Origin of the sequence: Enterobacter sp. RHBSTW-00318 (assembly GCF_014101375.1) — a bacterium.
Classification (GTDB): Bacteria; Pseudomonadota; Gammaproteobacteria; order Enterobacterales; family Enterobacteriaceae; genus Enterobacter; species Enterobacter ludwigii.
This window is the reverse complement of record NZ_JABXQH010000001.1, coordinates 4,375,226-4,397,821: the sequence shown is the minus strand read 5'-3', so window position 1 is coordinate 4,397,821 and position 22,596 is coordinate 4,375,226. Positions and strand designations below refer to the sequence as shown.

Sequence of the window (22,596 nt, the reverse complement as noted above, 5' to 3'; positions counted from 1 at the left end):
AGTATCCAACAGGGAGCATTAAGAAGACATTAATGTGCCGGGTGATGAACGGCGTTAAAACCCAGTTTATGCAGCTGCGTCGCAGCCGTTGCGTCATCGCAAATCACATACAGGGAAGACCACTCGCGGCGCTCAACATAGTTCTTGCGCAGCTTATCAAACTCACCCGGAATACCCGCCACTTTACGCAGCAGCGCGTCATCGCGGCGCACATCATACACCAAATGGACCAGTCGTTTCAGCGTTGCCTGATCGAGTGGTCCGTGCAGGGTAATGCGGCCAAATTCAGGCGCAGGCAGTAAGGTATCCAGCGCCACCTGCTGTGGATGGCCGATAAAGGCGCTATAGGCCTCAAAGACCTGCGTCGTGCCGCGGGCTTTTCCTTCAAGGGTATAACCGGCAATATGCGCCGTTGCGACGTCCACCTTGTTAAGCAGCGCAACGTTAAGCTCAGGCTCCGGCTCCCAGACGTCCAGCACCACGCTAAGCGCTTGCCCCTCTTCCAGACATTTCAGCAGCGCAAGGTTATCGACCACCGGACCCCGGCAGGCATTTATCAGAATAGTGCCAGGCTTCAGACGACGGATCAGGGCTTCATCAGCAAGGTGCAGCGACTTATAAGGCCCCTCTTTAAACAGCGGCGTATGGAAAGTGATCACATCGCACTGTGCAACCAGTTCATCCAGCGAACGGAAGTCGCCTTCATCACCGTTGTCTTTACGCGGCGGATCGCACAGCAGGGTGCGAATGCCTAACGCCTCAAGACGTTTATGCAGGCGCCCGCCCACGTTGCCCACACCAACAATCCCGACGGTACGGTCCTGCAACGCAAAACCGTCGCGCTCTGCCAGCATCAGCAGGGAGGAGAAAACATATTCCACGACCGCAATGGCGTTGCAGCCCGGCGCGGCTGAAAAACCGATCCCCGCCTGCTTAAGCCATTTATCATCCACATGATCCGTCCCTGCCGTTGCGGTCCCGACAAATTTCACCGCTTTGCCGGAGAGCAACGCCTCATTTACTTTGGTTACCGAGCGCACCATCAGCGCGTCTGCATCATCCAGCTCGTTTACCGGGATCGGCCGACCCGGGACAGCCTTAACGTTGCCGAGGCGGCTAAAGAGCTCGCGGGCATAAGGCATATTTTCATCAACGAGGATTTTCACGTCTGAGTACCTGTTTGAGAGGAAGAAAACCCATCAAGTGTGCCATAATCTGGCCGCCAGGCATATACGTCTGCCAGGTTTACGCTGAGTTTTGACTTTAAGGATTTTTTGACGATGCAGCCCATTTCAGGTACGCCGCCGCGCCCTCCGGGTGAAGGCCCTGTTACGCCAAACGTTGCAGGCGAACAACCGCTATCCACACAACAGCGCACCGTGCTGGAGCGACTGATCACGCGCCTGATCGCGCTGACGTCGCAACAAAACGCGGAAGTCTGGGCTGGGGTAAAGCACGATTTAGGTGTCAGGAACGACGCACCTTTGCAGTCGCGCCATTTCCCTGCTGCCGAGCAAAACCTGAACCAGCGGATTGATACTGCACAGCAGAATCACAGCACACGCCAGATTGTCTCGCAGCTGACCGAGCTGTTGGGCCAGGGAAATAACCGCCAGGCGGTGAGTGATTTTATTCGCCAGCAGTTTGGTCAGACCGCCCTGAGCCAGCTGACCCCGGAACAGCTCAAAACCGTACTGACGCTGCTGCAAACCAATCAGCTGTCAATTCCACAGCCTCAGCAACGCCCTGCGACCGAGCGTCCGCTGCTGCCTGCCGAGCACAATACGCTCAAGCAGATGGTGACCAAGCTGGCCGCCGCCACCGGCGAACCGACGAAGCTTATCTGGCAATCAATGCTGGAACTCTCCGGCGTAAAAGCGGGCGAGCTGATCCCGGCGAAACAGTTTACGCATCTGGTGACCTGGCTACAGGCGCGTCAGACGCTCAGCACCCAGACCGCTCCAACCCTGCACACGGTTCAGGCGGCACTTAAGCAGCCGCTGGAGCCGAACGAATTTGACGCCATTCGTGATTACGCCCAGCAAACCTGGCAGGCCACACCGCAAACGGTACTGACCACCGCGCAGGTGCAGGATGTGCTCAATCAGATTTTCGTTCGCCGCGCCGAACGCGAAGGGGGCGTGCCGGAAGCACGAAACATTCAGCCAATCTACAATCCGCTGTTTGCGCCGGTGATGGAAACGTTCAGAACCCTCTCTGCCCGTCCAGGGTTGATGTTTATTGCGTTAATGATTGCACTGGCGATTTTCTGGCTGGTCGCATAACGGTTTCGCCCGGTGGCGCTACGCCTGCCGGGCCGACAGCATACCGGGGAAGGCTTGCCGCCCCGGCACTTAACCGCTAAGACTGACGAAACGCCACCAGCGTCACCACAATGCCCACAACCGCTGCAACCGCGCCCGCCAGGAAAACAGACGGATACCCGAACGATGTCGCTAACAGACCTGCCAGCGGCCCAGTTACCCCGTATGAGATATCCTGAAACGCCGCATAGCCGCCAAGCGCCGTGCCACGCACCTGTGGGGCGACACGTTTTACCACCTCCACGCCCAGCGCCGGGAAAATAAGCGAACATCCGCAGCCGGTCAATGCCGCGCCTAACAACGCTACGGACGCAACGGGTGCACTCCACAGTAACAGCAGACCCAGGGTTTCAATCACCAGTGATGCCACTGCAACCTTCACGCCACCAAAACGATCCGGCATCCAGCCGAACAGCACGCGCATTAAGACAAATGCGCCACCAAAGGCGGTCAGCGTAAAACCTGCCATCGCCCAGCCGCGGCTCACAAAGTAGAGCGAGACGAACGTACCAATTACCGCAAAACCGACGCCCTGCAGGGCCAGGCCAAGGCCCGGCTGCCAGATTTGACCCACCACGCTCCACAAAGACGGGCGCTCCCCTTTATGGGCAGGGACTTTACGCACCGGACCGTTGAATGCCCATGCCAGCAGCGGCAGCATCAGGGTGGTCGCTGCCAGCGCGGCAAAGCCAAAGTGGCTGTGGATAAGCAACCCGAGCGGGGCGCCTGCGGCAAGCGCGCCATAAATGGCCATGCCATTCCAGGACATGACTTTGCCGGAGCGTGCAGGCCCCACCAGTCCCATACCCCATGTCAGCGTACCGGTCAGGAGCTGGCTTTCACCAAAGCCCAGGATTAAACGCCCCACGATCAGCAGCGCAAATTTATACGCAGCGTCAACCGGCAGGAGAGCGGCCAGCAGCCATGCACCTCCCGCCAGACCACAGGCAAACATGCCCTGTAACGCCGAGCGTTTTGCCCCGTGCTGATCCGCCAGACGTCCGGCATAACCGCGGGTTAATACCGTAGCCAGGAACTGAATACCCACAGCGACGCCGACCATGGTGTTGCCATAGCCCAGCTCCTGATGAACAAACAGCGGGATCACCGGCAGCGGCAGGCCGACGGTCATATAGGTCAGGAACACCGCAAACGCGATGCGAAACAGCGAGACGTTCGCTGAAGAGGTTGTTTCTGTTTGAGTGACTGCAGTCATGCTTTACTCCGAAATGAAGAGTAAGGCGGGGAAAAACCACGCCCCCTCTTCCTGATAACCAGGATTTAGGTGCGTTGGTTGACGTTGAACGCTTACGCATTATCGTGAGGATAATGTTGAGGTAGGAAGTTTGCCTGCGAGATCAGCCGCTTGTCAATGCATAAAAAAAGGGAGCCGTCAGGCTCCCCTTTTGAATCAGTCAGAACTTATGCGTTGTACTTACGCATCACCAGCGTGGCGTTAGTACCGCCGAAACCGAAGCTGTTGGACATGACGGTAGTCAGTGTCGCTTCTTTAGGCTGGGTCACGATGTTCAGACCTGCGGCCTGCTCGTCCATTTCGTCAATGTTGATGCTTGGGGCGATAAAGCCATTTTCCAGCATCAGCAGAGAGTAGATCGCTTCCTGAACGCCAGCAGCACCCAGAGAGTGACCGGTCATGGCTTTGGTCGCGGAGATAGCCGGGCTGTTGTCGCCGAACACTTCACGGATCGCACCCAGCTCTTTCACGTCGCCTACCGGAGTAGAGGTACCGTGGGAGTTCAGGTAGTCGATTGGTGTGTCAACGCCGTGCATCGCCATCTTCATGCAGCGCACTGCGCCTTCACCGGATGGAGCCACCATGTCAGCGCCGTCAGACGTTGCACCGTAGCCCACGATCTCAGCGTAGATGTGCGCACCACGCGCCAGCGCGTGCTCCAGCTCTTCAACCACAACCATACCGCCGCCGCCTGCGATAACGAAACCGTCACGGTGCGCATCATAGGTACGGGATGCTTTATCCGGAGTTTCGTTATATTTGGTGGACAGTGCCCCCATTGCGTCGAATTCACAGGCCATTTCCCAGCCCAGTTCTTCGCCGCCGCCAGCAAACACGATATCCTGTTTACCCAGCTGGATCTGCTCAACCGCATTACCGATGCAGTGTGCGGAGGTCGCACAGGCAGAGCTGATGGAGTAGTTAACGCCGTGGATTTTGAACGGGGTCGCCAGGCAAGCGGAAACCGCTGAACCCATAGCTTTAGTCACAACATAAGGACCTACCGCTTTCAGACCACGTGGGCTACGCATTGCGTCGGCACCAAAGACCTGCGCTTTAGATGAGCCACCGGAACCGGCGATCAGACCTACGCGTGGGTTGTTCTGGTAAACTTCCGCGCTCAGACCCGCATCCGCAATCGCTTCCTGCATGGAGAGATAAGCATAAATAGAGGCATCGTTCATGAAACGAACCACTTTACGGTCAATCAAACCGGTGGTGTCCAGTTTGACGTTACCCCATACGTGGCTACGCATACCTGAATCTTTAAACTCTTCAGAGAAAGTGATCCCGGAGCGTCCTTCACGCAGAGATGCCAGGACTTCCTGCTGGTTATTACCGATGCTGGAAACGATGCCCAGGCCAGTAATCACTGCACGTTTCATTCAATACCTCTGTAAGTCGCACTATATTAAGTTTCGAGTCGCACAATAGCGTACACTTGTACGCCGAACAAGTCCGATCAGACATTTTCTGCGGAAATTTGCACCGATGGACGCACATCGTTAAGATCGTGTCACTGCCTGTCAGACGAGTAACTTACGTGAAACAAAACGCTATACAACCCGCCAACCTCGAATTCAACGCTGAGGGTACACCTGTTTCCCGAGATTTTGATGACGTCTACTTTTCTAATGATAACGGACTGGAAGAAACCCGCTATGTTTTCCTCGACGGAAACCAGTTAAACGCCCGTTTCCCCACGCATCCGCGCAGTCTGTTCGTGGTCGCTGAGAGCGGGTTTGGTACCGGTCTGAATTTTCTCACCCTCTGGCAGATGTTCGATCAGTTTCACGCTGCTCACCCTGACGCTACACTGCAAAGATTACATTTCATCAGTTTTGAAAAATTTCCGCTCACCGCGCATGACCTTCGTCTCGCCCATCAGCACTGGCCGGAACTTGCGCCATGGGCGGAGCAGCTTCAGGCGCAGTGGCCGCCGCACCTCGGCGGCTGTCATCGTCTGCTGCTGGACGGCGGACGCGTCACGCTGGATCTGTGGCTCGGCGACATCAATGAACTGACCGATAAGCTTGATGATTCAATGAATCAGAAAGTGGACGCATGGTTCCTTGATGGTTTTGCCCCCGCCAAGAATCCGGACATGTGGAGCCAGCATCTGTTTAACGCAATGGCACGCCTGGCGCGTCCTGGCGCAACGCTCGCGACCTTCACCTCGGCAGGCTTTGTCCGCCGCGGATTGCAGGAGGCCGGCTTTACTATGCAAAAGACCAAAGGTTTTGGTCGCAAGCGCGACATGCTGGTCGGAAGAATGGATCAGACGCTGGAGATCCCCGCTCAGACGCCCTGGTTTTCACGCAGCGCCAGCACATCACGAGAGGTAGCAATTGTCGGCGGCGGGATTGCCAGCGCCCTGCTTTCGCTCGCGCTTTTACACCGTGGCTGGCAGGTAACGCTCTACTGCGCCGACGACGCGCCGGCAAAGGGCGCTTCCGGCAACCGCCAGGGGGCGCTCTACCCACTGTTAAGCGCTCACGATCCGGCGCTGAGCCAGTTTTTCCCGGTAGCCTTTACCTTTGCCCGGCGCCTGTATGATGCCCTGCCTGTGGCGTTTGACCACGACTGGTGTGGCGTTACGCAACTGGGCTGGGATGAGAAGAGCCAGCAAAAAATCGCGCACATGTTGTCGCTGGGTCTGCCGCTCGAAATTGCCCGGGCGGTGAATGCGCAGCAGATAACCGAAACCGCGGGCGTCGATACGGGCTGCGACGGTATCCACTATCCGCTCGGTGGCTGGCTGTGTCCGGCAGATCTGACGACGGCAGCCATTGCGCTGGCGCAGTCGCGCGGGTTGACGGTGCACTATTCCCGCCAGGTCGCCTCACTTCACCACACGGAGCACTGGAACCTGCATTTCACCACGGGCGAAGAGGCGCAGCATACCTGCGTAGTGCTGGCCAACGGTCACCCTATCAGCCAGTTCAACCAGACGGAAAAGCTGCCGCTTTACCCTGTCGGCGGCCAGGTCAGCCATATCCCCACCTCGCCAGTGCTGGAAAAACTGCAGCAGGTACTCTGCTACGACGGCTATCTGACGCCACAAAATCCGTCCAACGGCCACCACTGCATTGGTGCCAGCTACCATCGCGGTGAGACCGACATGCGCTACAGCGAAGACGATCAGCAGCAAAACCGCCAGCGCCTGATCAACTGCTTCCCGCAGGCCGACTGGGCAAAAGAGGTTGATATCAGCGCCGGTGACGCGCGCTGTGGCGTACGCTGTGCCACCCGGGACCATCTGCCGATGGCGGGAAATGTGCCTGACTATGAAGCAACGCTTGAGGCCTATCAGGATCTTGCTGAAAACCGTGATACCGCGGTGAGTGCGCCAGTTTATCCGCAGCTGTTTATGCTTGGGGGGCTCGGTTCACGGGGATTATGCTCAGCGCCGTTGCTGGCCGAAGTGCTGGCGGCACAGATGAGTGATGAGCCCGTTCCGCTGGACAGCGTTACGCTTGCGGGACTCAATCCCAACCGTTTGTGGGTACGGAAGTTACTGAAAGGAAAAAGGGTGAAGTAACGTGCGGGCCGATGTCCTCCCTCTCCCACCGGGAGAGGGAGGAAAATGACTACCTGGCTTTTGCCTGCTGGAACAGGGTGTCCCACATACCCAGCACTAATGACTGGTCGCGCGGAGAGAGTTCCCCTGCCTGGATCGCTTTCTCCAGGCTGCGGCTCACTTCATCATGAATGGCCTCGGCAGAGTGATCGTCCCCTGCTTCCAGCTCAGCGACAGCCAGCGTCAGGTGACCACGCAGATAACCGCTGGCGAACAGCTCATCATCACTGGCGTGTTCCACCATGTCATCAATTAACGCCAGAATGCGTGATTCAAATTCTGCGATCATCTTCTTTCCTCTGTTAAAGATCTTCCGGCCAAGGGAAGCATTCCGCCGTGATCTCCGGCGTGTGGTAATAATTCTGTAAGGCCTCGATCAGACGTGCCGGACGTTCCGGGATGCCTTTCTCAAGATACTCCATCACCTGCGCATGAACGCGGCGCTGGAAGACAATACGGTCTGGCTCGACCTCTCCTTCGAGGTTGTCACAGCTGACGTTGAACGGGAAACCTGCCGCCACACAGAATAACCATTCCAGCGCCTGCGGTTTCACCTCCACATCTTCAAACTGGCTCTGCGTGGTGGCGTCACGGCCGTCCGGACAATACCAGTAGCCGAAGTCCACCTGCTCACGACGCGCTTTCCCCGCTATACACCAGTGCGAAATCTCGTGTAACCCGCTGGCGTAAAAGCCATGCGCGAACACGATACGGTTATACGGCACGTCCGCATCAGCAGGAAGATAGATCGGTTCGTCGTCGCCTTTAATCAGACGGGTATTAAAATCATCAGCAAAACAGCCATCAAAAATCTCAATCAGCTGTTCGTATTTATGGGTTGTGTTCATTAATTCATTCCCAGCCACGTGAGGATCTCTTGTCCATGGCTGTCATAAAGCAGTTTGGCACTCATGACCGCTGAGACGACAACAATCATCGGGCGAATGAGCTTCTGTCCTTTGCTTAATACCAGACGCGAGCCCGCACGTGCGCCTAAAAACTGCCCTGCCATCATCACAAATCCGGTTGCCCAGATAACTTTGCCACCAATGATAAACAGCAGCAGGCCGCCGACGTTTGACGTCGCATTGAGCACTTTGGCGTGGGCGGTGGATTTAGCGAGGTTAAAGCCGGCCAGCGTCACGAACGCAAGGGCATAGAACGAGCCTGCTCCGGGGCCAAAGAAGCCATCGTAAAACCCGACGCAGCCACCCGCGATAAGAGCGAACGGCAGGCCATGCAGACGACGCTGCCGGTCTTCTTCCCCGAGCTTTGGCATCAACAAAAAGTAGAGACCGATGCAGATAACCAGAATGGGGAGGATCTGGCGCAAAATATCGGACTGTACATGCTGAACCAGCAGTGCACCCGAGGTCGAGCCAATAAAGGTCATCAGAATATTGAGCTTCTGGTCAGCCAGACTGACGACCTTACGGCGAATAAAATAGAGCGACGCGGAGAGCGAGCCGCCGCACGCCTGAAGCTTGTTAGTGGCGAGCGCCTGTGCCGGGTTCATGCCCGCGGCCAGCAGCGCCGGTACGGTTAACAAACCACCGCCGCCCGCCAGAGCATCAATAAACCCGGCCAGCATCGCCACAAAGAAAAGCACCACCAGCAGAAGCGGCGACACCATAAACAGTTCGACGAAATTATCCATTAAAGTACATGCTCATCCAGTAGCGCCTGGCAGGAAGGCGGCAACGGAGGCGGTGTCTTCTTCTCAGGCTTAGAGGTTCCAGGTTTTGCCGGCTCAAACCAGCTCTGCAGTTCCGCACCACAGCCATCGCCTGGCGGGGGTAACGGCTGATCTTCACATTCCAGGCTGTTTGCCGGGCAGCGCAGACGAACGTGCATATGTGCACGATGCTGGAACCACGGGCGCACTTTACGCAGCCAGTCGCGATCGGTGCCGGCATCCAGGCAAAGCTGCTGCTTGATGGCCGGGTTAACGAAAATCCGCGTGACATCGTTATCTTTCGCCGCCAGCTTAATCATGCTGAAGACGTCCTGCGTCCACAACGATGGCACGACGTTTTTACCGTCGCGCGCCACCAGATCCAGCGCCTGCGGTTTCAGCAACTGGGCTGAACTCCAGCGCGCTTTCGGCAGTTGCAGGAAGATATCGACATCGAGACCGGTCTGGTGACTGGCGTGCCCGCCGTTGAACCGACCGCCGGCAGGCATCCCCATATCGCCAATCAGCATCGTGCCCAGCCCCAGGTTATGCACCTGGTTTCCCAGACGCTGGATAAACAGCACCAGGTCCGGATGGCCAAAATAACGACGCTGGTCGGTACGCATCACCTGATAGGTATCGGACTGCAGCGGAAGTTCCTGTGCCCCAACGATACAGCCGTTCGAGAACGCGCCAATAGACTGCGCGCTGCCCGCCACAGGATGGGTGATTTTCTGCCATGGCGTCGCGGCCAGACTGGCTCCACTGGCAAGCAGTGCCAGCAGAGCAATGACGGTTTTTTTCATGTTTACCAGCGTGGAATGGTGGTCGTCACATCCGCATTCTGCGCACGCTGGCGCAGGAAGTGATCCATCAGTACGATCGCCAGCATCGCTTCTGCGATCGGCACCGCACGGATCCCCACACAGGGATCGTGACGTCCTTTAGTGATCATCTCAACTTCTTCGCCAGAGCGGTTAATCGTGTGGCCTGGCACGGTAATGCTGGAGGTCGGTTTCAGCGCAATATTGGCAATAATCTGCTGACCGCTGCTGATACCGCCGAGGATGCCGCCCGCGTGGTTGCTCTGGAAACCGTCTTTGGTGATTTCGTCGCGGTTCTGGCTGCCCCGCAGCGCAACGACGTCAAAACCGTCGCCAATTTCTACACCCTTCACCGCATTGATGCTCATCAGCGCGTGAGCGATGTCCGCATCCAGACGGTCAAATACCGGTTCACCCCAGCCTGGCGGTACGCCATCAGCCACGACGGTGACTTTGGCACCAATGGAGTCGCCCTCTTTTTTCAGGCCACGCATCAGTTCGTCCAGCGCTTCCAGCTTATCTGCATCGGCACAGAAGAACGGATTTTGCTCGACCAAATCCCAGTCTTTGATAGCCAGTGGAATATCGCCCATCTGGGTCAGACAGCCGCGGATCACAATGCCAAATTTCTGCTGCAGGTATTTTTTGGCGATAGCCCCTGCCGCAACGCGCATCGCGGTTTCACGGGCAGACGAACGTCCGCCGCCGCGATAATCACGGAAGCCATACTTTTGTTCGTAGGTGTAATCGGCATGTCCAGGACGGAACACATCTTTGATGGCGCCGTAATCCTGCGAGCGCTGATCGGTATTTTCAATCAGCAGCCCGATGCTGGTGCCGGTGGTGCGGCCTTCGAAAACGCCGGAAAGAATTTTGACCTGGTCCGGCTCGCGACGCTGCGTGGTGTAGCGAGAAGTCCCCGGACGACGACGGTCGAGGTCGTGCTGTAAATCGGCTTCGGTCAGTTCGATGCCTGGCGGTACGCCGTCAACGATACAGCCCAGTGCCAGCCCGTGCGATTCACCAAAGGTGGTCACCCGGAATAATTGTCCAATACTGTTTCCTGCCATCACGGCTCCGATGTCGTTATTTGTGTTTGAGCGTTGTGAAACGGGCCGAAGCCCGCTGGATTAATCTTTGTAAATGCTGAAGTATTCGCGCGCGTCAAGCAGCTGCGCTTTGGTCAGCATAAAGACGCCGTCACCGCCGTTATCGAACTCAAGCCAGGTGAACGGCACATCCGGGTACTGCTCTATCAGATGTACCATGCTGTTGCCCACTTCACAAATCAGAACACCGTCGTCGGTCAGATAATCCGGCGCGCAGGCCAGAATGCGACGGGTAAGCTTCAGGCCATCAGAGCCTGACGCCAGACCCAGCTCCGGCTCGTGGCGATATTCGTTTGGCAGATCGGACATGTCTTCCGCATCTACATACGGCGGGTTGGTGACGATCAGATCGTACTGCAGCGTTGGCAGATCGCGGAACAGATCGGAGCGGATTGGCGTAACATGATGGATCAGACCGTGCTCTTCAATATTGTGCTCGGTCACAGCCAGCGCATCGGTGGAGATATCCACGGCATCCACTTCCGCTTCCGGGAAGGCGTACGCACAGGCAATCGCGATACAGCCGCTGCCGGTACACATATCAAGAATATGCTCTGGCTGATGGTTAATCAGGCCTTCAAAGTGGTTGTTGATCAGTTCGCCAATCGGCGAGCGCGGCACCAGAACGCGTTCATCAACATAGAACTCGTGACCACAGAACCAGGCTTTGTTGGTCAGATAGGCAACCGGAATGCGCTCGTTAACGCGGCGGATAACACGCTCCACGATACGGTGCTTTTCGCTGGAGGTCAGGCGTGCGGTACGCATGTCTTCCGGAATATCGAGCGGCAGGTAGAGGGACGGCAGTACCAGCTGAACGGCCTCATCCCACGGGTTATCGGTACCGTGCCCGTACCAGATATTTGCGGCGCTGAAGCGGCTAACCGACCAGCGCAACATGTCCTGTATGGTATGCAGCTCGTTTACTGCTTCATCGACAAAAATTTTATCCACTCTTTCCTCCAGGGCATGCTCGCATAATTTTCGGCGGCTAGTTTGCCATGAAGACGGCGATAAATCAGCAATGACGCGTCGCGCTTGAGGTTAAAAAATGCGTTTAGTCGGGTACACTGTCGGAAATACGAGATGAGAATGACCCATGAAAAAGAAAACATCCCTTAGCGAGGAGGATCAGGCGCTCTTCCGTCAGCTGATGACCGGGACGCGTCAAATCAAGCAGGACATCATTGTCCACCGTCCGATGCGCAAAAAAATCACGGAAGTCCCGGTCAAGCGATTGCTCCAGGAGCAGGCGGATAATAGCCACTATTTTTCAGATGAATTTCAGCCGCTGCTCAATACGCAGGGCGCGGTGAAGTACGTACGGGAAGATGTCAGCCACTTTGAGCTGAAAAAATTACGCCGGGGGGATTACTCGCCCGAACTGTTTCTTGATCTGCACGGTTTGACGCAGATGCAGGCGAAGCAGGAGCTGGGGGCGTTAATTGCCGCCTGTCGTCGCGAACATGTTTTCTGCGCCTGCGTGATGCACGGCCACGGCAAACATATCCTGAAGCAACAAACACCGCTGTGGCTGGCTCAGCATCCCCACGTGATGGCGTTTCATCAGGCACCCAAAGAGTACGGCGGAGATGCCGCATTACTGGTGTTGATTGAAGTAGAAGAGTGGCAGCCGCCAGAATTACCCTGACAGGACGGCGGGAGGCATGTTCTGCTCCCCGCCATATCGCACGTCACATCAGATAGCTTTTGCCATCTTCAGATTGCACGGACTCATTTGCCAGTTGAAGACCCCTTTGCCCGTTTCGTCGAGAGCGACGTTGGCAATGGCGGAAGTCGTGAACATCGGCGGCGTCTCGCCCGGGCACAGCTCAGATACCAGATAGCCAACGAGTGGCAGGTGGGAAATGACCAGCGCGGAAGCGACACCTTCATTGCACAGCGCCTGAAGATAAGCGCTGACAAGGCCGACATCACCGCACGGAGTGAGTTCCGGGAGAACATCCACACTGGCTGGCAGGTTCATACACTCCCCCACCACTTCCAGCGTCTGTTCTGCACGCAGGAACGGACTCACCAGAACGCGTTCGATGTCCACTTTTTGACCTTTAAGCCAGGTCGCCATCAGACGAGATTCGTCGCAGCCACAGACGGTCAAAGGACGTACTGAGTCACTGGCGGCATCGAGTGCCGCGTCGCCGTGACGCATGATAAAAACTTGCATATTGCACCGCTTTTGTTAACCAGAATCACCGGCGTTGACTACCCGCGATTACCGCTCCGAGGTAGAAAACCCGATGGTCGGGCATTGTGCCTGATCCATTCGGTGAATGAAACGCTGTTTTTTACCTCAATGGCGTAAGTATAGTCAATCTCTGTTTACAAAATCGCCAAAACAGGTTCATACACTTCAGGATTTACCCTTTTTTGACCTCAACTTACGAGGACAGTTTCCCTTGAAGGCCAAAATGTCTGGCCCCGTTCCGCCATCTGCAATAATTCGTCACACGGTGTAAACCGCGGACCGTATTGCGAGGCCAGACGTTGCAGGATTGCAACCACTTCACCCGCACCGAGAGTGTCCATGTAACGGAACGGGCCGCCGAGGAACGGCGGGAAACCAATGCCAAATACCGCACCGATGTCACCATCGCGCGCGCTTTTAATCACCTGCTCACCAAAGCAGCGTGCCGCTTCATTAAGCATCATCATCACACACCGTTCAGCACATTGAACGGATGACAGTTTTCCCTGACCGGTTGTCGGAATAAGCCCATAAACCGAAGGGTCGACCTGTTTCTTGCTTTTACGCCCTTTCGCGCCGTAAAGATAGAAACCGCGTTCATTTTTTCTGCCTTTGCGATCGTCCTTCAAAATTGCAGAAACAATGTTTGCAGGCGGGCTAAAACGATCTCCATAAGCATCTTCCAGCACAGGTATAATTTTAGTGCCGGTGTCAATTCCCACCTCATCCAAAAGTTGGATTGGGCCAACGGGGAACCCAAACTTCACCAGCGCCTCGTCGACGTGTTCGATCTTCTCCCCTTCCGTCAGAAGCCGCATCGCTTCATTTATATAAGGCGCCAGAATGCGGTTAACGTAAAAGCCGGCTTTGTCCGCCACCACTATCGGTGTTTTCCCCTGCATTTTGGCCAGTTTAACCACGGTAGCAACGGTTTGTGGGCTGGTGCTGGCGTGCGGGATAACCTCCGCCAGCGGCATTTTTTCAACCGGACTGAAATAGTGCAGGCCAATCACCTGCTCCGGACGCTGGGCTCTGGCCGCAATATCGCCAATGGGCAATGACGAGGTGTTCGACGCAAAAATGGTATGGGGTGCGCAATGTTGCTCAACGTCAGCCACCATCTGCTGCTTAAGCGCCAGGTCTTCAAACACCGCTTCAATCACCAGATCGCGATGGGCAAAACCGCTGTAATCTGTCGTGCCGGAGATCAGTGCCAGGGTTTTATCACGCTCATTGGCCTTGATATGGCGGCGTTTAACCTTTTGATCAAGGTTCTGCCAGCTGTACTGCAGCGCGTGATTGATTCCTTTCGCATTGATGTCTTTGATACGTACAGGCAATTTGCCTTTGCTGGCGGTAACAAAAGATATTCCGCCCCCCATCAGCCCGCCACCCAGTACGCCAATGGCATGCAGCGGGGCAGGCTGCGCCTCGCTGCCGGGGTCTTTTTTTACCTCTGTACTGGCAAAAAAGATGTTACGCAGCGCCTGAGACTGCGGCGTCATCGCCAGCTCGCCAAAGGCTTTTGCTTCTGCGGCATAGCCGCTGCTGCTGCCCTGAGATAAGCCCACTTCAATAACCTCAAGGATACGTTTCGCCGCCGGGTAGTTACCTTTGGTTTTTTGTTCGGTTTTCTTGCCCGCCATGCTGAACAGGAGTGTGCGGCCCAGTGGCCCGGCCAGCACGCGCTCACGCACCGGCAGAGGACGTTTTGCCTGCCGTCCTTTGAGCGCCAGTTCAACCGCCGCCTCAAGCAAAATGGCGTGAGGAACCACCTCGTCGACCAGGCCGGCTTTCAGCGCCTGACGGGCACGCAGTTGTTTGCCGGTTAATATCATTTCCAGCGCAGTGCTGACCCCAACCAGACGCGGCAGACGCTGCGTCCCGCCGGAGCCTGGCAGGAGGCCTAACTGTACTTCAGGCAGGCCCAAAACGGTTTTCGCATCGTCGGTACAAATGCGGCTGTGACAGGCCAACGCCAGCTCCAGCCCACCGCCCAGACAGGCACCGTGGATCGCCGCGATGACCGGGATAGACAGCGCATGGATCTCCGCCATGACCTGTTGCCCCTGACGCGCCAGCTCTTCGGCTTCCTGAGCGTTTTGCGCCCTGGCAATCATGTTGATATCGGCTCCGGCAATAAAGTTGTCCGGTTTCGCTGAGATAAACACCAGGCCGCGAATCGCTTTGTTCTCGCGGATCTGCTTTAGCATCGCGCGCACCTGAACGCCGAACTCGGCTTTCAGGGTGTTCATCTTCTCGTTGGGAACATCGATAGTAATAACGGCGACGTTATCGAGGCGTACCGTCAGATTAAATGCAGATGGCATATCCATTATTCAGCCTCCAGAACCATTGCCGCGCCCAGACCACCCGCTGCGCAGGCGGTTACGAGACCAAAACCACCGCCCCGGCGGCGTAACTCATGTAATGTCTGAGTGATCATCCTCGCCCCCGTCGCCGCAAATGGATGACCGTAGGCGATGGAGCCACCCAGGACGTTAAATTTGCTCTGATCCACTTCGCCAGTGGCATGCGCCCGGCCAAGAACATCGCGCGCGAAACATTCACTCGCCAGCAGTTGTATGTTTGCCAGGGTTTGTGCAGCAAAGGCTTCGTGCATATCAATGAGGGTTAAATCCGCGAGGGTCAGTCCCGCGCGTTCCAGCGCCAGCGGTGTGGACCACGCCGGCCCTAACAACATGTCCTGCCACACATCTATCGCCGTGAAGGCGTAGCTGCGCAGGTAGCCCAGCGGTTTTATGCCCAGCTCTTTGGCACGGGATTCCGTCATCAGGATCACCGCGGCGGCACCGTCCGTCAGCGGAGTACTGTTGGCGGCCGTGACGGTACCGTGTTTGCGGTCAAATGCCGGACGGAGCCTGGCGTAATCCGCCATCGTCGAGCTGCCGCGAATATTGTTATCTTCTGAGAGCGGTTCACGGTATGGCGGGATGTACGCCGTCATGACTTCATCAGCCAGTTTGCCTTCCGACCAGGCTTTCGCCGCCAGCTGATGTGAGCGATGAGCCAGCGCATCCTGCTGCTCACGGGTGATCCCGTAAGTTTTTGCCATCTGCTCGGCGGTATCGCCCATTCTCAGACCGGTGGAATACTCCGCCACTGCGGGCGGTACAGGCATAAGGTCACGCAGGCGTAAGCGTGAGAAAAGTTTGAGTTTCTGACCGACGGTACGGGCTTTGTTGGCGTCAACCAGGATCCGGGCCAGCTTTTTACTGACCCCAATCGGCAGAACCGAAGAGGAGTCCGCCCCGCCGGCGATCCCAGCGCGAATGGTACCTGCCATCAGGCTTTCAGCCACGTTAGCCACCGCCTGGAAACTGGTAGCACATGCCCGGCTGACGCTGTAGGCATCAGTGTGGACGTTCATCCCCGTACCGAGGACGATTTCGCGTGCAATATTGGGTGCTTCAGGCATCTGCACAACCTGGCCAAAAACCAGCTGCTCGATGACCTCAGGCGGAATTTCGCTGCGAGCCAGCATCTCCCCCACCACCATTTTCCCCAGATCGACAGCCGGTATGCCATGAAACGCTGTCGCCTGACGTGCAAATGGCGTACGTAATCCACTGACAATGGCAATGCGATCGCCCTGACGGGTAATAAGCGGTAACGCCTGACTCATAACCTTCCCCTGTAAAATTTTTTACTCAAACATAAAGTGGTCTGACCTGATAACAGTCTTAACCATTTTTTTACATTCAGCCAATCAGGGAAACGAAAAAGTGCGAGCTAAGGCACAGAGAAGAAAAAGAAAATGTCTCTGCGAAAACAAAAGCAAAACGGTAACCCGAAGGTTACCGTTTTAGTGTGCACCCTCTACTGTGAGAGAGGGGCCAGGATGAGGGCATTACGCCGTTGAGGTTAGCGCAGACCCAACTGGAAAATCAGCGTTTCCGCCTCGCAGGCGAACACAAAGTCGATATCCAGCTTCACACCGCCGTCCACGTCAGTAAAGGTGGATTTGATTTCGCACGGATCGGATTCGACCTCACGTGCACGTTTGCTCAGCGCGGCCAGGGTTTCTTCCGCTTCGGCGCGGTTGCTGAATACACGGCTGTAAGAGGCGGTGCAATCGGAGTTGTCCATGATGGTACCAACATCCATACAGCAGCAAACCGGGGTTTCATCAGCACTGCATTTACTCATAGCTCAATTTCCTCTGTATTCGCGCAAGGCGCGAGATAAACACGATGCTGCTATTTTACGCCCCGGGGCTGGCTCTCTCCAGCCGTTAATGGCGCAAAAGCGGATAAGTGACCAATATCACACTAAAAAATGATCTAGAACAAAAATCACCCTTTCAGACGATTCGCAATGGTCACAATTTTGCCAACCAGATCTCGTTTCAAGAAACATGTTTGAAAATATTAATAAACAAACTTGCAACATTCTGGCTGGTCAGACCTATACTCTCGCCACTGGTCTGATTTGTATGTCATACCTCAGACCCTACACTTCGCGCTCCTGTTACGGTATGTAACAATTATTGAATAAAAATAACTCAATGAGGTTATGGTCATGAGCCAGAAAACCCTGTTCAAAAAGACTGCGCTGGCAGTCGCAGTGGCAATCGTCTCTACGTCCGCCTGGTCCGCGGGCTTTCAGTTAAACGAATTTTCTTCCTCTGGCCTTGGCCGTGCGTATTCCGGGGAAGGCGCAATTGCTGATGATGCGGGCAACGCGAGTCGTAACCCTGCACTGATCATGATGTTCGATCGTCCGACCTTCTCTGCTGGTGCAATCTTTGTTGATCCGGGTGTTGATATCTCGGGCCGCTCGCCAACAGGCGCCAGCCTGAAGGCAGACAACATCGCGCCAACAGCCTGGGTGCCAAACCTCCACTTCGTTGCGCCAATTAATGACCAGTTCGGCTGGGGCGCTTCCGTGACGTCTAACTACGGTCTGGCTACCGAGTTTAATAATAACTACGCCGCAGGGGCGTATGGCGGTAAAACCGACCTTGAAACCCTGAACCTGAACCTGAGCGGTGCTTACCGTCTGGACAACCACTGGAGCTTCGGCGTCGGCTTTGATGCGGTTTATGCTAAAGCGAAGATCGAGCGCTACGCGGGTGACCTGGGTAAAGTCGTTGCTGGCTCAGGCGCTCTGCCGCCGATTCCGGGTCTGGCACAGCAGGTTGCAGGTATTCCGGCAGATACCCAGATTGCTTACCTCAAGGGTGACGAATGGGGCTTCGGCTGGAACGCCGGTATCCTTTATGAAATCGATAAAAATAACCGCTACGGTTTAACCTACCGTTCCGAAGTGAAAATTGACTTCGATGGCGATTATAAGAGCAGCCTGCCTTCAGCCTATAACCAGATTCTGGGTAGCTTCGGCCTGCCAATGGGCACCGACGGCCGTACCACTGGCGGTTCTCTGAGCCTGCACTTGCCAGAAATGTGGGAACTGTCGGGTTATAACAAAGTGGCACCGCAGTGGGCGGTTCACTATAGCCTGACCTACACCAGCTGGAGTCAGTTCCAGGAGCTGAAAGCGACCAACAGCAATGGTGACACGCTCTTCTATAAAGATGAAAGCTTCCGCGATGCCTACCGTATCGCGCTGGGTACCACCTACTATATGGATGACAACTGGACATTCCGTACCGGTATTGCCTTCGATGATAGTCCGGTACCGGCTGACAAGCGTTCCATCTCCATTCCGGACCAGGACCGCTTCTGGCTGAGCGCAGGTGCAACCTATGCCTTCAATAAAGATGCTTCTATCGATGCGGGCATCTCTTACATGCACGGTCAAAAAGTTAACTTTAAGGAGGGGCCGTATGAGTTCTCTTCTGAAGGTAAAGCCTGGCTGTATGGCATGAACTTCAACTACGCGTTCTAATCGCGCAGGGATTAAAAAAGGTGAGCATGGCTCACCTTTTTTCTTTATTCCGGGTCGATATCTTTATTCCGAGTCGATATCTTTTAATTCGTTCTCGATTGCTTTCGCGTTCGGATTCTCTTCCGGCTTCAGCTTGCCGCCATTGGCAATAAAGTCGTGATTCTGGAAGTAAGCTTCGCGGACCATAATATACGGGTCAGAAGACTGACGCAGCAGACCGTCCGAATCAAGCAGTTGCGCGCGCGTCTCGATCCCTTCCACCGTCCATTTCCCTACCGACAGCGGCCAGGTCAGCCACGACAGAACCGGATACAGCGTATCCACCATGTCGCCGCCGTCATCACGTACGGTGAAACTGCCGTAGAATGGCAGATGAACATACGGACCATAACCCACGCCATAATGCCCCATCGTACTGCCGAAACGGTGCGGCTGCTCACGCTGAAGTTTCGGGTTCGCCATACCGGCAACATCGATGAAGCCCCCCATCCCCAGCAATGAGTTCAGGAAGAAGCGGGTAAAGTGCACCATACCCTGATACGGATCGCCCTGCAGGAAGTAGTTCACCATCACCGCAGGTTCTTCCAGGTTACTGGTGAAGTTACTCAACCCGTTACGCGCAGGTTGTGGAACATAATCACGCCATGCAACTGCCACCGGGCGAACCACATACGGGTCCAGCACGTTGTAGTTGAAGCTGTACATTGAGCGGTTAAATCCTTCGAGAGGATCGGAGCGTCCCGTTTGCTCTCCAGAGCTGGCGCAGCCCACAAGCATCGTCGCGCCCAGTGCAAGCGCCGACAGCCGAAGTTTCATAAATATCTCCCTGTTCAGTATGGCTATCGTTGATTGCCATCCGTAACGGAGCATGGGTTGCTCCGCCTGTAAACGTGCAAGTGATTGTAACAGCACGTTTACCGATGTCTACGAGCACAATTACGGGCAGTAACCACCGTCACTCTGATCTCAGCATAGCCTGGCTTTTAGAATTCGTTTCGCTGGCAATTTTATAATGTCTTTTAATGAGATGTATCGCCTTTGTTGCCATTGCCGCCAATTTAAGAGCATCCCCACGGGCATCTCATTAAAAGCCGCTACGCTTTATAGAAAGATCATCGTGTTGGAGTGGCTATGAAAGAAGTGGGCGAAGAAAAAATTGGCGAGAGTAATGAGGAAATTGAAATTGAAAGCGAGGAAAAAGAGCGCGGTGAGGAGATAGAAATCAATGAAGATCGCCTTCCTTCCCGTGCGATGGCGATCCATGAACATATCCGACAGGATGGCGAAAAAGAGATGGAGCGTGATGCCATGGCTCTGTTTTGGTCGGCCATCGCGGCAGGCTTGTCGATGGGTGCCTCACTCCTCGCCAAGGGCATATTTCATGTGCAACTGGAAGGGGTACCCGGTGGATTTTTACTTGAAAATCTCGGCTACACCTTTGGCTTTGTGATTGTCATTATGGCGCGCCAGCAGCTGTTTACTGAAAACACCGTTACCGCCGTTCTCCCGGTGATGCAAAACCCTACCCTCGGTAATTTCGGTTTACTGATGCGTTTATGGAGCGTGGTGCTGCTGGGGAATATCATCGGTACAGGCGTGGCGGCATGGGCTTTTGAATATATGCCGATATTCGATGAGCCCACCCGGGATGCCTTCGTGAAAATCGGTATGGACGTAATGAAAAACACGCCGTTCGAAATGTTCTCGAATGCCATCATCTCCGGCTGGATAATCGCGACCATGGTGTGGATGTTTCCTTCCGCGGGCAGTGCCAAAATTGTCGTGATCATATTAATGACCTGGCTGATAGCGCTGGCTGACACCACGCACATCGTGGTTGGAACCGTTGAAATCCTCTATCTGGTCTTTAATGGTACGCTTCACTGGAGCGATTTTTTCTGGCCGTTCGCCCTGCCGACGCTGGCAGGCAATATCTGCGGCGGAACGTTTATCTTCGCACTGTTAAGCCATGCGCAAATCCGTAACGACATGTCTAATAAGCGCAAGGCCGAACAGAAAGCGCGGGAAAACGATGATAAATCTGCAAAAAAATCGACCTGAATGGTGACTCTTTGAGCAGTCAGGCGGCGATGAGCTTAACGCAAAGTGTAAATGAGGCTATACTCGTGCCGCCTTGTCCCCTTAGTTAAATGGATATAACGAGCCCCTCCTAAGGGCTAGTTGCAGGTTCGATTCCTGCAGGGGACACCAGATATAACTCTCCTGATGTCTACCGAATTCAATAAAAACCTTTTATAATCAGCCATAACCCCTCTTCTCAGGCTATGCGACGTCAACTGAAGTCTACCCATATCTACGTGAATCAATAAACGTTTGGGGGCCTAAGTGGGGGCTTATCCTGTTCAACGGAAAATGAGGCCCCCAAATGCCACTGAATGCTCGTCAGGTCGAGACTGCAAAGCCCAGAGATAAAGCCTATAAACTCGCTGATGGCGGAGGGCTCTATCTCATGGTCAATACTAACGGTTCAAAGTACTGGCGAATGAAGTATCGATTTGCCGGTAAAGAGAAAAAACTCTCGTTCGGAACCTATCCTGACATCTCACTTGCGGAAGCCCGCACTAAGCGCGATGAAGCGAGAAAAACATTGGCAAATGATAAAGATCCCGGTGAAGTTAAAAAAGCCGAACTACTTGCCCAAAAACTATCGGTTACGAATACTTTTGAAGCGATAGCGGTTGAGTGGTACAACGCAAAAGTTTCTGGCTGGTCAAAAAACTACGCTGACTATGTTAACCGGGCCTTCAAAAACAATGTATTTCCCTTTGTTGGATCGCAGCCGGTTAATGAGATAAAGCCACTGGAGCTTCTGTCTGTATTGCAGCGTATGGAAAAGCGAGGTGCGCCGGAGCTTGCCAGTAAAGTGCGCCAACGTTGTAGCGAAGTGTTCCGTTACGCTATTGTTACTGGCCGAGCCGAGTACAACCCTGCGGCTGATCTTGGTAGTGCTTTACAGGGGTACGAGAAACAACATTATCCCTTTCTTACTGCTGCTGAGCTACCCGAGTTTTTACAAAAGCTTTCACAATACACCGGCAGTCTAGTAACGCTTCTGGCGACCCGACTACTCATGCTTACGGGCTTACGAACCGTCGAATTACGTATGGCAGAATGGAGTGAAATCGACTTCGAAAACCATATCTGGGAAATACCGAAAAGTAGAATGAAGATGAGGCGACCCCACATAGTGCCCCTTTCTGCTCAATCCTTAGCAGCACTTCGGCAACTAAAGCAATTGACCGGTACTTACCAGTTTATCTTTGCAGGTCGAAACGATGTTAATAAACCAATGAGCGAAGCCAGCATCAATATGGTTATTAAAAGGATTGGTTACGATAAGAGAGCAACCGGACATGGTTTTCGTCACACCATGAGCACAATCTTGCATGAGGAAGGATTCAACACTGCTTGGATTGAGACCCAGCTCGCGCATGTGGACAAGAACGCGATTCGCGGGACCTATAACCATGCGCAGTATCTTGAAGGGAGGAAAGAGATGATGCAGTGGTATGGGGACTATTTGGATGGATTGCGATTGGATGGAAACGTTGCCAGAGTTAGTTAATGAAGAGCCGATTCGAGTTCGGCCTTCGCACCAACAGTATGTAAATAGACCTCAACTGAGGTCTTTTTTTTATGCCTAAAATGAATCGCCACGGGTTTAACAGACACCTCAGAGTCATTTAAGATGGCTTAAAGAGAGGTGCCCATGAGCGGTAAGCGTTATCCCG

At 54.7% G+C, this 22,596-nt stretch carries 20 protein-coding genes and 1 tRNA gene; 7 read left to right on the top strand and 14 right to left on the bottom strand.

Annotation, left to right across the window (positions count from 1 at the left end; genetic code table 11):
- Window positions 1–29: 29 nt before the first annotated feature.
- Complete coding sequence (pdxB, locus tag HV157_RS21650; protein WP_020883119.1) at window positions 30–1,166, bottom strand: 4-phosphoerythronate dehydrogenase PdxB; 1,137 nt, start codon at window positions 1,164–1,166, stop codon at window positions 30–32.
- 114 nt (window positions 1,167–1,280) lie between these two features.
- Between pdxB and flk the strand changes: the two genes are divergently transcribed.
- Complete coding sequence (gene flk / locus HV157_RS21645; RefSeq protein WP_020883118.1) at window positions 1,281–2,285, top strand: flagella biosynthesis regulator Flk; 1,005 nt, start codon at window positions 1,281–1,283, stop codon at window positions 2,283–2,285.
- A 76-nt stretch (window positions 2,286–2,361) separates the two neighbouring features.
- Here flk and HV157_RS21640 read toward each other — a convergent pair whose 3' ends face one another.
- Together HV157_RS21640 and fabB are read right to left on the bottom strand one after the other, a co-directional pair.
- Entirely contained in the window at window positions 2,362–3,540 is a 1,179-nt protein-coding gene (locus HV157_RS21640; protein ID WP_020883117.1) for an MFS transporter, read from the bottom strand.
- Between the two features lie 206 nt (window positions 3,541–3,746).
- Window positions 3,747–4,964, bottom strand: a complete 1,218-nt coding sequence (gene fabB / locus HV157_RS21635) for a beta-ketoacyl-ACP synthase I (RefSeq protein ID WP_014171039.1) — start codon at window positions 4,962–4,964, stop codon at window positions 3,747–3,749.
- Window positions 4,965–5,122: 158 nt separating this feature from the next.
- Here fabB and mnmC point away from each other — a divergent pair, with 158 nt between their 5' ends.
- A complete protein-coding gene (gene mnmC, locus HV157_RS21630) occupies window positions 5,123–7,120 on the top strand; it encodes a bifunctional tRNA (5-methylaminomethyl-2-thiouridine)(34)-methyltransferase MnmD/FAD-dependent 5-carboxymethylaminomethyl-2-thiouridine(34) oxidoreductase MnmC (protein ID WP_182268927.1) in 1,998 nt (665 codons plus the stop codon).
- Between the two features lie 49 nt (window positions 7,121–7,169).
- Here mnmC and HV157_RS21625 read toward each other — a convergent pair whose 3' ends face one another.
- From HV157_RS21625 to prmB, 6 genes are read right to left on the bottom strand one after another with little or no spacing between them, the layout of a single operon-like run.
- The gene (locus HV157_RS21625) at window positions 7,170–7,448 is read right to left on the bottom strand and encodes a YfcL family protein (RefSeq protein WP_020883115.1); all 279 of its coding nucleotides are present in this window, start codon (window positions 7,446–7,448) and stop codon (window positions 7,170–7,172) included.
- 13 nt (window positions 7,449–7,461) lie between these two features.
- Window positions 7,462–8,007: an elongation factor P hydroxylase gene (locus tag HV157_RS21620; RefSeq protein WP_151711854.1), complete on the bottom strand. Its 546-nt coding sequence runs from the start codon at window positions 8,005–8,007 to the stop codon at window positions 7,462–7,464.
- Window positions 8,007–8,816: a sulfite exporter TauE/SafE family protein gene (locus tag HV157_RS21615; RefSeq protein ID WP_182268926.1), complete on the bottom strand. Its 810-nt coding sequence runs from the start codon at window positions 8,814–8,816 to the stop codon at window positions 8,007–8,009. Before HV157_RS21615 ends, HV157_RS21620 begins: the two co-directional genes overlap by 1 nt.
- Complete coding sequence (gene mepA, locus HV157_RS21610; RefSeq protein ID WP_014171044.1) at window positions 8,816–9,640, bottom strand: penicillin-insensitive murein endopeptidase; 825 nt, start codon at window positions 9,638–9,640, stop codon at window positions 8,816–8,818. Before mepA ends, HV157_RS21615 begins: the two co-directional genes overlap by 1 nt.
- A gap of 2 nt (window positions 9,641–9,642) precedes the next feature.
- Window positions 9,643–10,728, bottom strand: coding sequence for a chorismate synthase (gene aroC, locus HV157_RS21605; protein WP_025203566.1), 1,086 nt, complete (start codon window positions 10,726–10,728; stop codon window positions 9,643–9,645).
- 60 nt (window positions 10,729–10,788) lie between these two features.
- Window positions 10,789–11,721: a 50S ribosomal protein L3 N(5)-glutamine methyltransferase gene (gene prmB / locus HV157_RS21600; RefSeq protein WP_014171046.1), complete on the bottom strand. Its 933-nt coding sequence runs from the start codon at window positions 11,719–11,721 to the stop codon at window positions 10,789–10,791.
- A 145-nt stretch (window positions 11,722–11,866) separates the two neighbouring features.
- Between prmB and smrB the strand changes: the two genes are divergently transcribed.
- Window positions 11,867–12,418, top strand: coding sequence for an endonuclease SmrB (gene smrB, locus HV157_RS21595; protein WP_014171047.1), 552 nt, complete (start codon window positions 11,867–11,869; stop codon window positions 12,416–12,418).
- Between the two features lie 48 nt (window positions 12,419–12,466).
- On the opposite strand, the gene sixA is transcribed toward smrB, so the two are convergent.
- The 4 genes from sixA to HV157_RS21575 form a co-directional block, all read right to left on the bottom strand.
- Window positions 12,467–12,952 carry a phosphohistidine phosphatase SixA gene (sixA, locus tag HV157_RS21590; protein WP_014171048.1) on the bottom strand — a complete coding sequence of 162 codons (486 nt, stop codon included), beginning with the start codon at window positions 12,950–12,952 and terminating at the stop codon, window positions 12,467–12,469.
- A 209-nt stretch (window positions 12,953–13,161) separates the two neighbouring features.
- Complete coding sequence (gene fadJ, locus HV157_RS21585) at window positions 13,162–15,309, bottom strand: fatty acid oxidation complex subunit alpha FadJ (protein ID WP_182268925.1); 2,148 nt, start codon at window positions 15,307–15,309, stop codon at window positions 13,162–13,164.
- Window positions 15,309–16,619 (bottom strand): acetyl-CoA C-acyltransferase FadI, encoded by a 1,311-nt coding sequence (gene fadI / locus HV157_RS21580; protein WP_182268924.1) that lies wholly within the window; start codon window positions 16,617–16,619, stop codon window positions 15,309–15,311. The genes fadJ and fadI overlap by 1 nt, the downstream gene beginning before the upstream one ends.
- 239 nt (window positions 16,620–16,858) lie before the next feature.
- On the bottom strand, window positions 16,859–17,143 hold the full coding sequence (locus HV157_RS21575) for a YfcZ/YiiS family protein (protein ID WP_014171053.1): 285 nt from the start codon (window positions 17,141–17,143) through the stop codon (window positions 16,859–16,861).
- 372 nt (window positions 17,144–17,515) lie between these two features.
- On the opposite strand from HV157_RS21575, the gene fadL reads away from it, so the two are divergent.
- Window positions 17,516–18,844, top strand: coding sequence for a long-chain fatty acid transporter FadL (gene fadL / locus HV157_RS21570; protein ID WP_020883109.1), 1,329 nt, complete (start codon window positions 17,516–17,518; stop codon window positions 18,842–18,844).
- Window positions 18,845–18,907: 63 nt separating this feature from the next.
- Here the strand turns inward: fadL and mlaA are convergent, their stop codons facing one another.
- Entirely contained in the window at window positions 18,908–19,660 is a 753-nt protein-coding gene (mlaA, locus tag HV157_RS21565; protein WP_020883108.1) for a phospholipid-binding lipoprotein MlaA, read from the bottom strand.
- Between the two features lie 315 nt (window positions 19,661–19,975).
- On the opposite strand from mlaA, the gene HV157_RS21560 reads away from it, so the two are divergent.
- From HV157_RS21560 to HV157_RS21550, 3 genes are all read left to right on the top strand, one after another.
- Window positions 19,976–20,905 (top strand): formate/nitrite transporter family protein, encoded by a 930-nt coding sequence (locus tag HV157_RS21560; RefSeq protein ID WP_020883107.1) that lies wholly within the window; start codon window positions 19,976–19,978, stop codon window positions 20,903–20,905.
- A gap of 75 nt (window positions 20,906–20,980) precedes the next feature.
- Window positions 20,981–21,055, top strand: a tRNA-Arg gene (locus HV157_RS21555).
- A gap of 175 nt (window positions 21,056–21,230) precedes the next feature.
- Complete coding sequence (locus HV157_RS21550) at window positions 21,231–22,430, top strand: integrase arm-type DNA-binding domain-containing protein (RefSeq protein WP_007851503.1); 1,200 nt, start codon at window positions 21,231–21,233, stop codon at window positions 22,428–22,430.
- Window positions 22,431–22,596: the final 166 nt, after the last annotated feature.

Coding starts and splice junctions, on each gene's coding strand:
- flk (WP_020883118.1), top strand. CDS start 1,281: ATGCAGCCCATTTCAGGTACGCCGCCGCGCCCTCCGGGTGAAGGCCCT.
- HV157_RS21640 (WP_020883117.1), bottom strand. CDS start 3,540: ATGACTGCAGTCACTCAAACAGAAACAACCTCTTCAGCGAACGTCTCG.
- fabB (WP_014171039.1), bottom strand. CDS start 4,964: ATGAAACGTGCAGTGATTACTGGCCTGGGCATCGTTTCCAGCATCGGT.
- HV157_RS21625 (WP_020883115.1), bottom strand. CDS start 7,448: ATGATCGCAGAATTTGAATCACGCATTCTGGCGTTAATTGATGACATG.
- HV157_RS21620 (WP_151711854.1), bottom strand. CDS start 8,007: ATGAACACAACCCATAAATACGAACAGCTGATTGAGATTTTTGATGGC.
- HV157_RS21615 (WP_182268926.1), bottom strand. CDS start 8,816: ATGGATAATTTCGTCGAACTGTTTATGGTGTCGCCGCTTCTGCTGGTG.
- mepA (WP_014171044.1), bottom strand. CDS start 9,640: ATGAAAAAAACCGTCATTGCTCTGCTGGCACTGCTTGCCAGTGGAGCC.
- aroC (WP_025203566.1), bottom strand. CDS start 10,728: ATGGCAGGAAACAGTATTGGACAATTATTCCGGGTGACCACCTTTGGT.
- smrB (WP_014171047.1), top strand. CDS start 11,867: ATGAAAAAGAAAACATCCCTTAGCGAGGAGGATCAGGCGCTCTTCCGT.
- sixA (WP_014171048.1), bottom strand. CDS start 12,952: ATGCAAGTTTTTATCATGCGTCACGGCGACGCGGCACTCGATGCCGCC.
- fadJ (WP_182268925.1), bottom strand. CDS start 15,309: ATGGATATGCCATCTGCATTTAATCTGACGGTACGCCTCGATAACGTC.
- fadI (WP_182268924.1), bottom strand. CDS start 16,619: ATGAGTCAGGCGTTACCGCTTATTACCCGTCAGGGCGATCGCATTGCC.
- HV157_RS21575 (WP_014171053.1), bottom strand. CDS start 17,143: ATGAGTAAATGCAGTGCTGATGAAACCCCGGTTTGCTGCTGTATGGAT.
- fadL (WP_020883109.1), top strand. CDS start 17,516: ATGAGCCAGAAAACCCTGTTCAAAAAGACTGCGCTGGCAGTCGCAGTG.
- mlaA (WP_020883108.1), bottom strand. CDS start 19,660: ATGAAACTTCGGCTGTCGGCGCTTGCACTGGGCGCGACGATGCTTGTG.
- HV157_RS21560 (WP_020883107.1), top strand. CDS start 19,976: ATGAAAGAAGTGGGCGAAGAAAAAATTGGCGAGAGTAATGAGGAAATT.
- HV157_RS21550 (WP_007851503.1), top strand. CDS start 21,231: ATGCCACTGAATGCTCGTCAGGTCGAGACTGCAAAGCCCAGAGATAAA.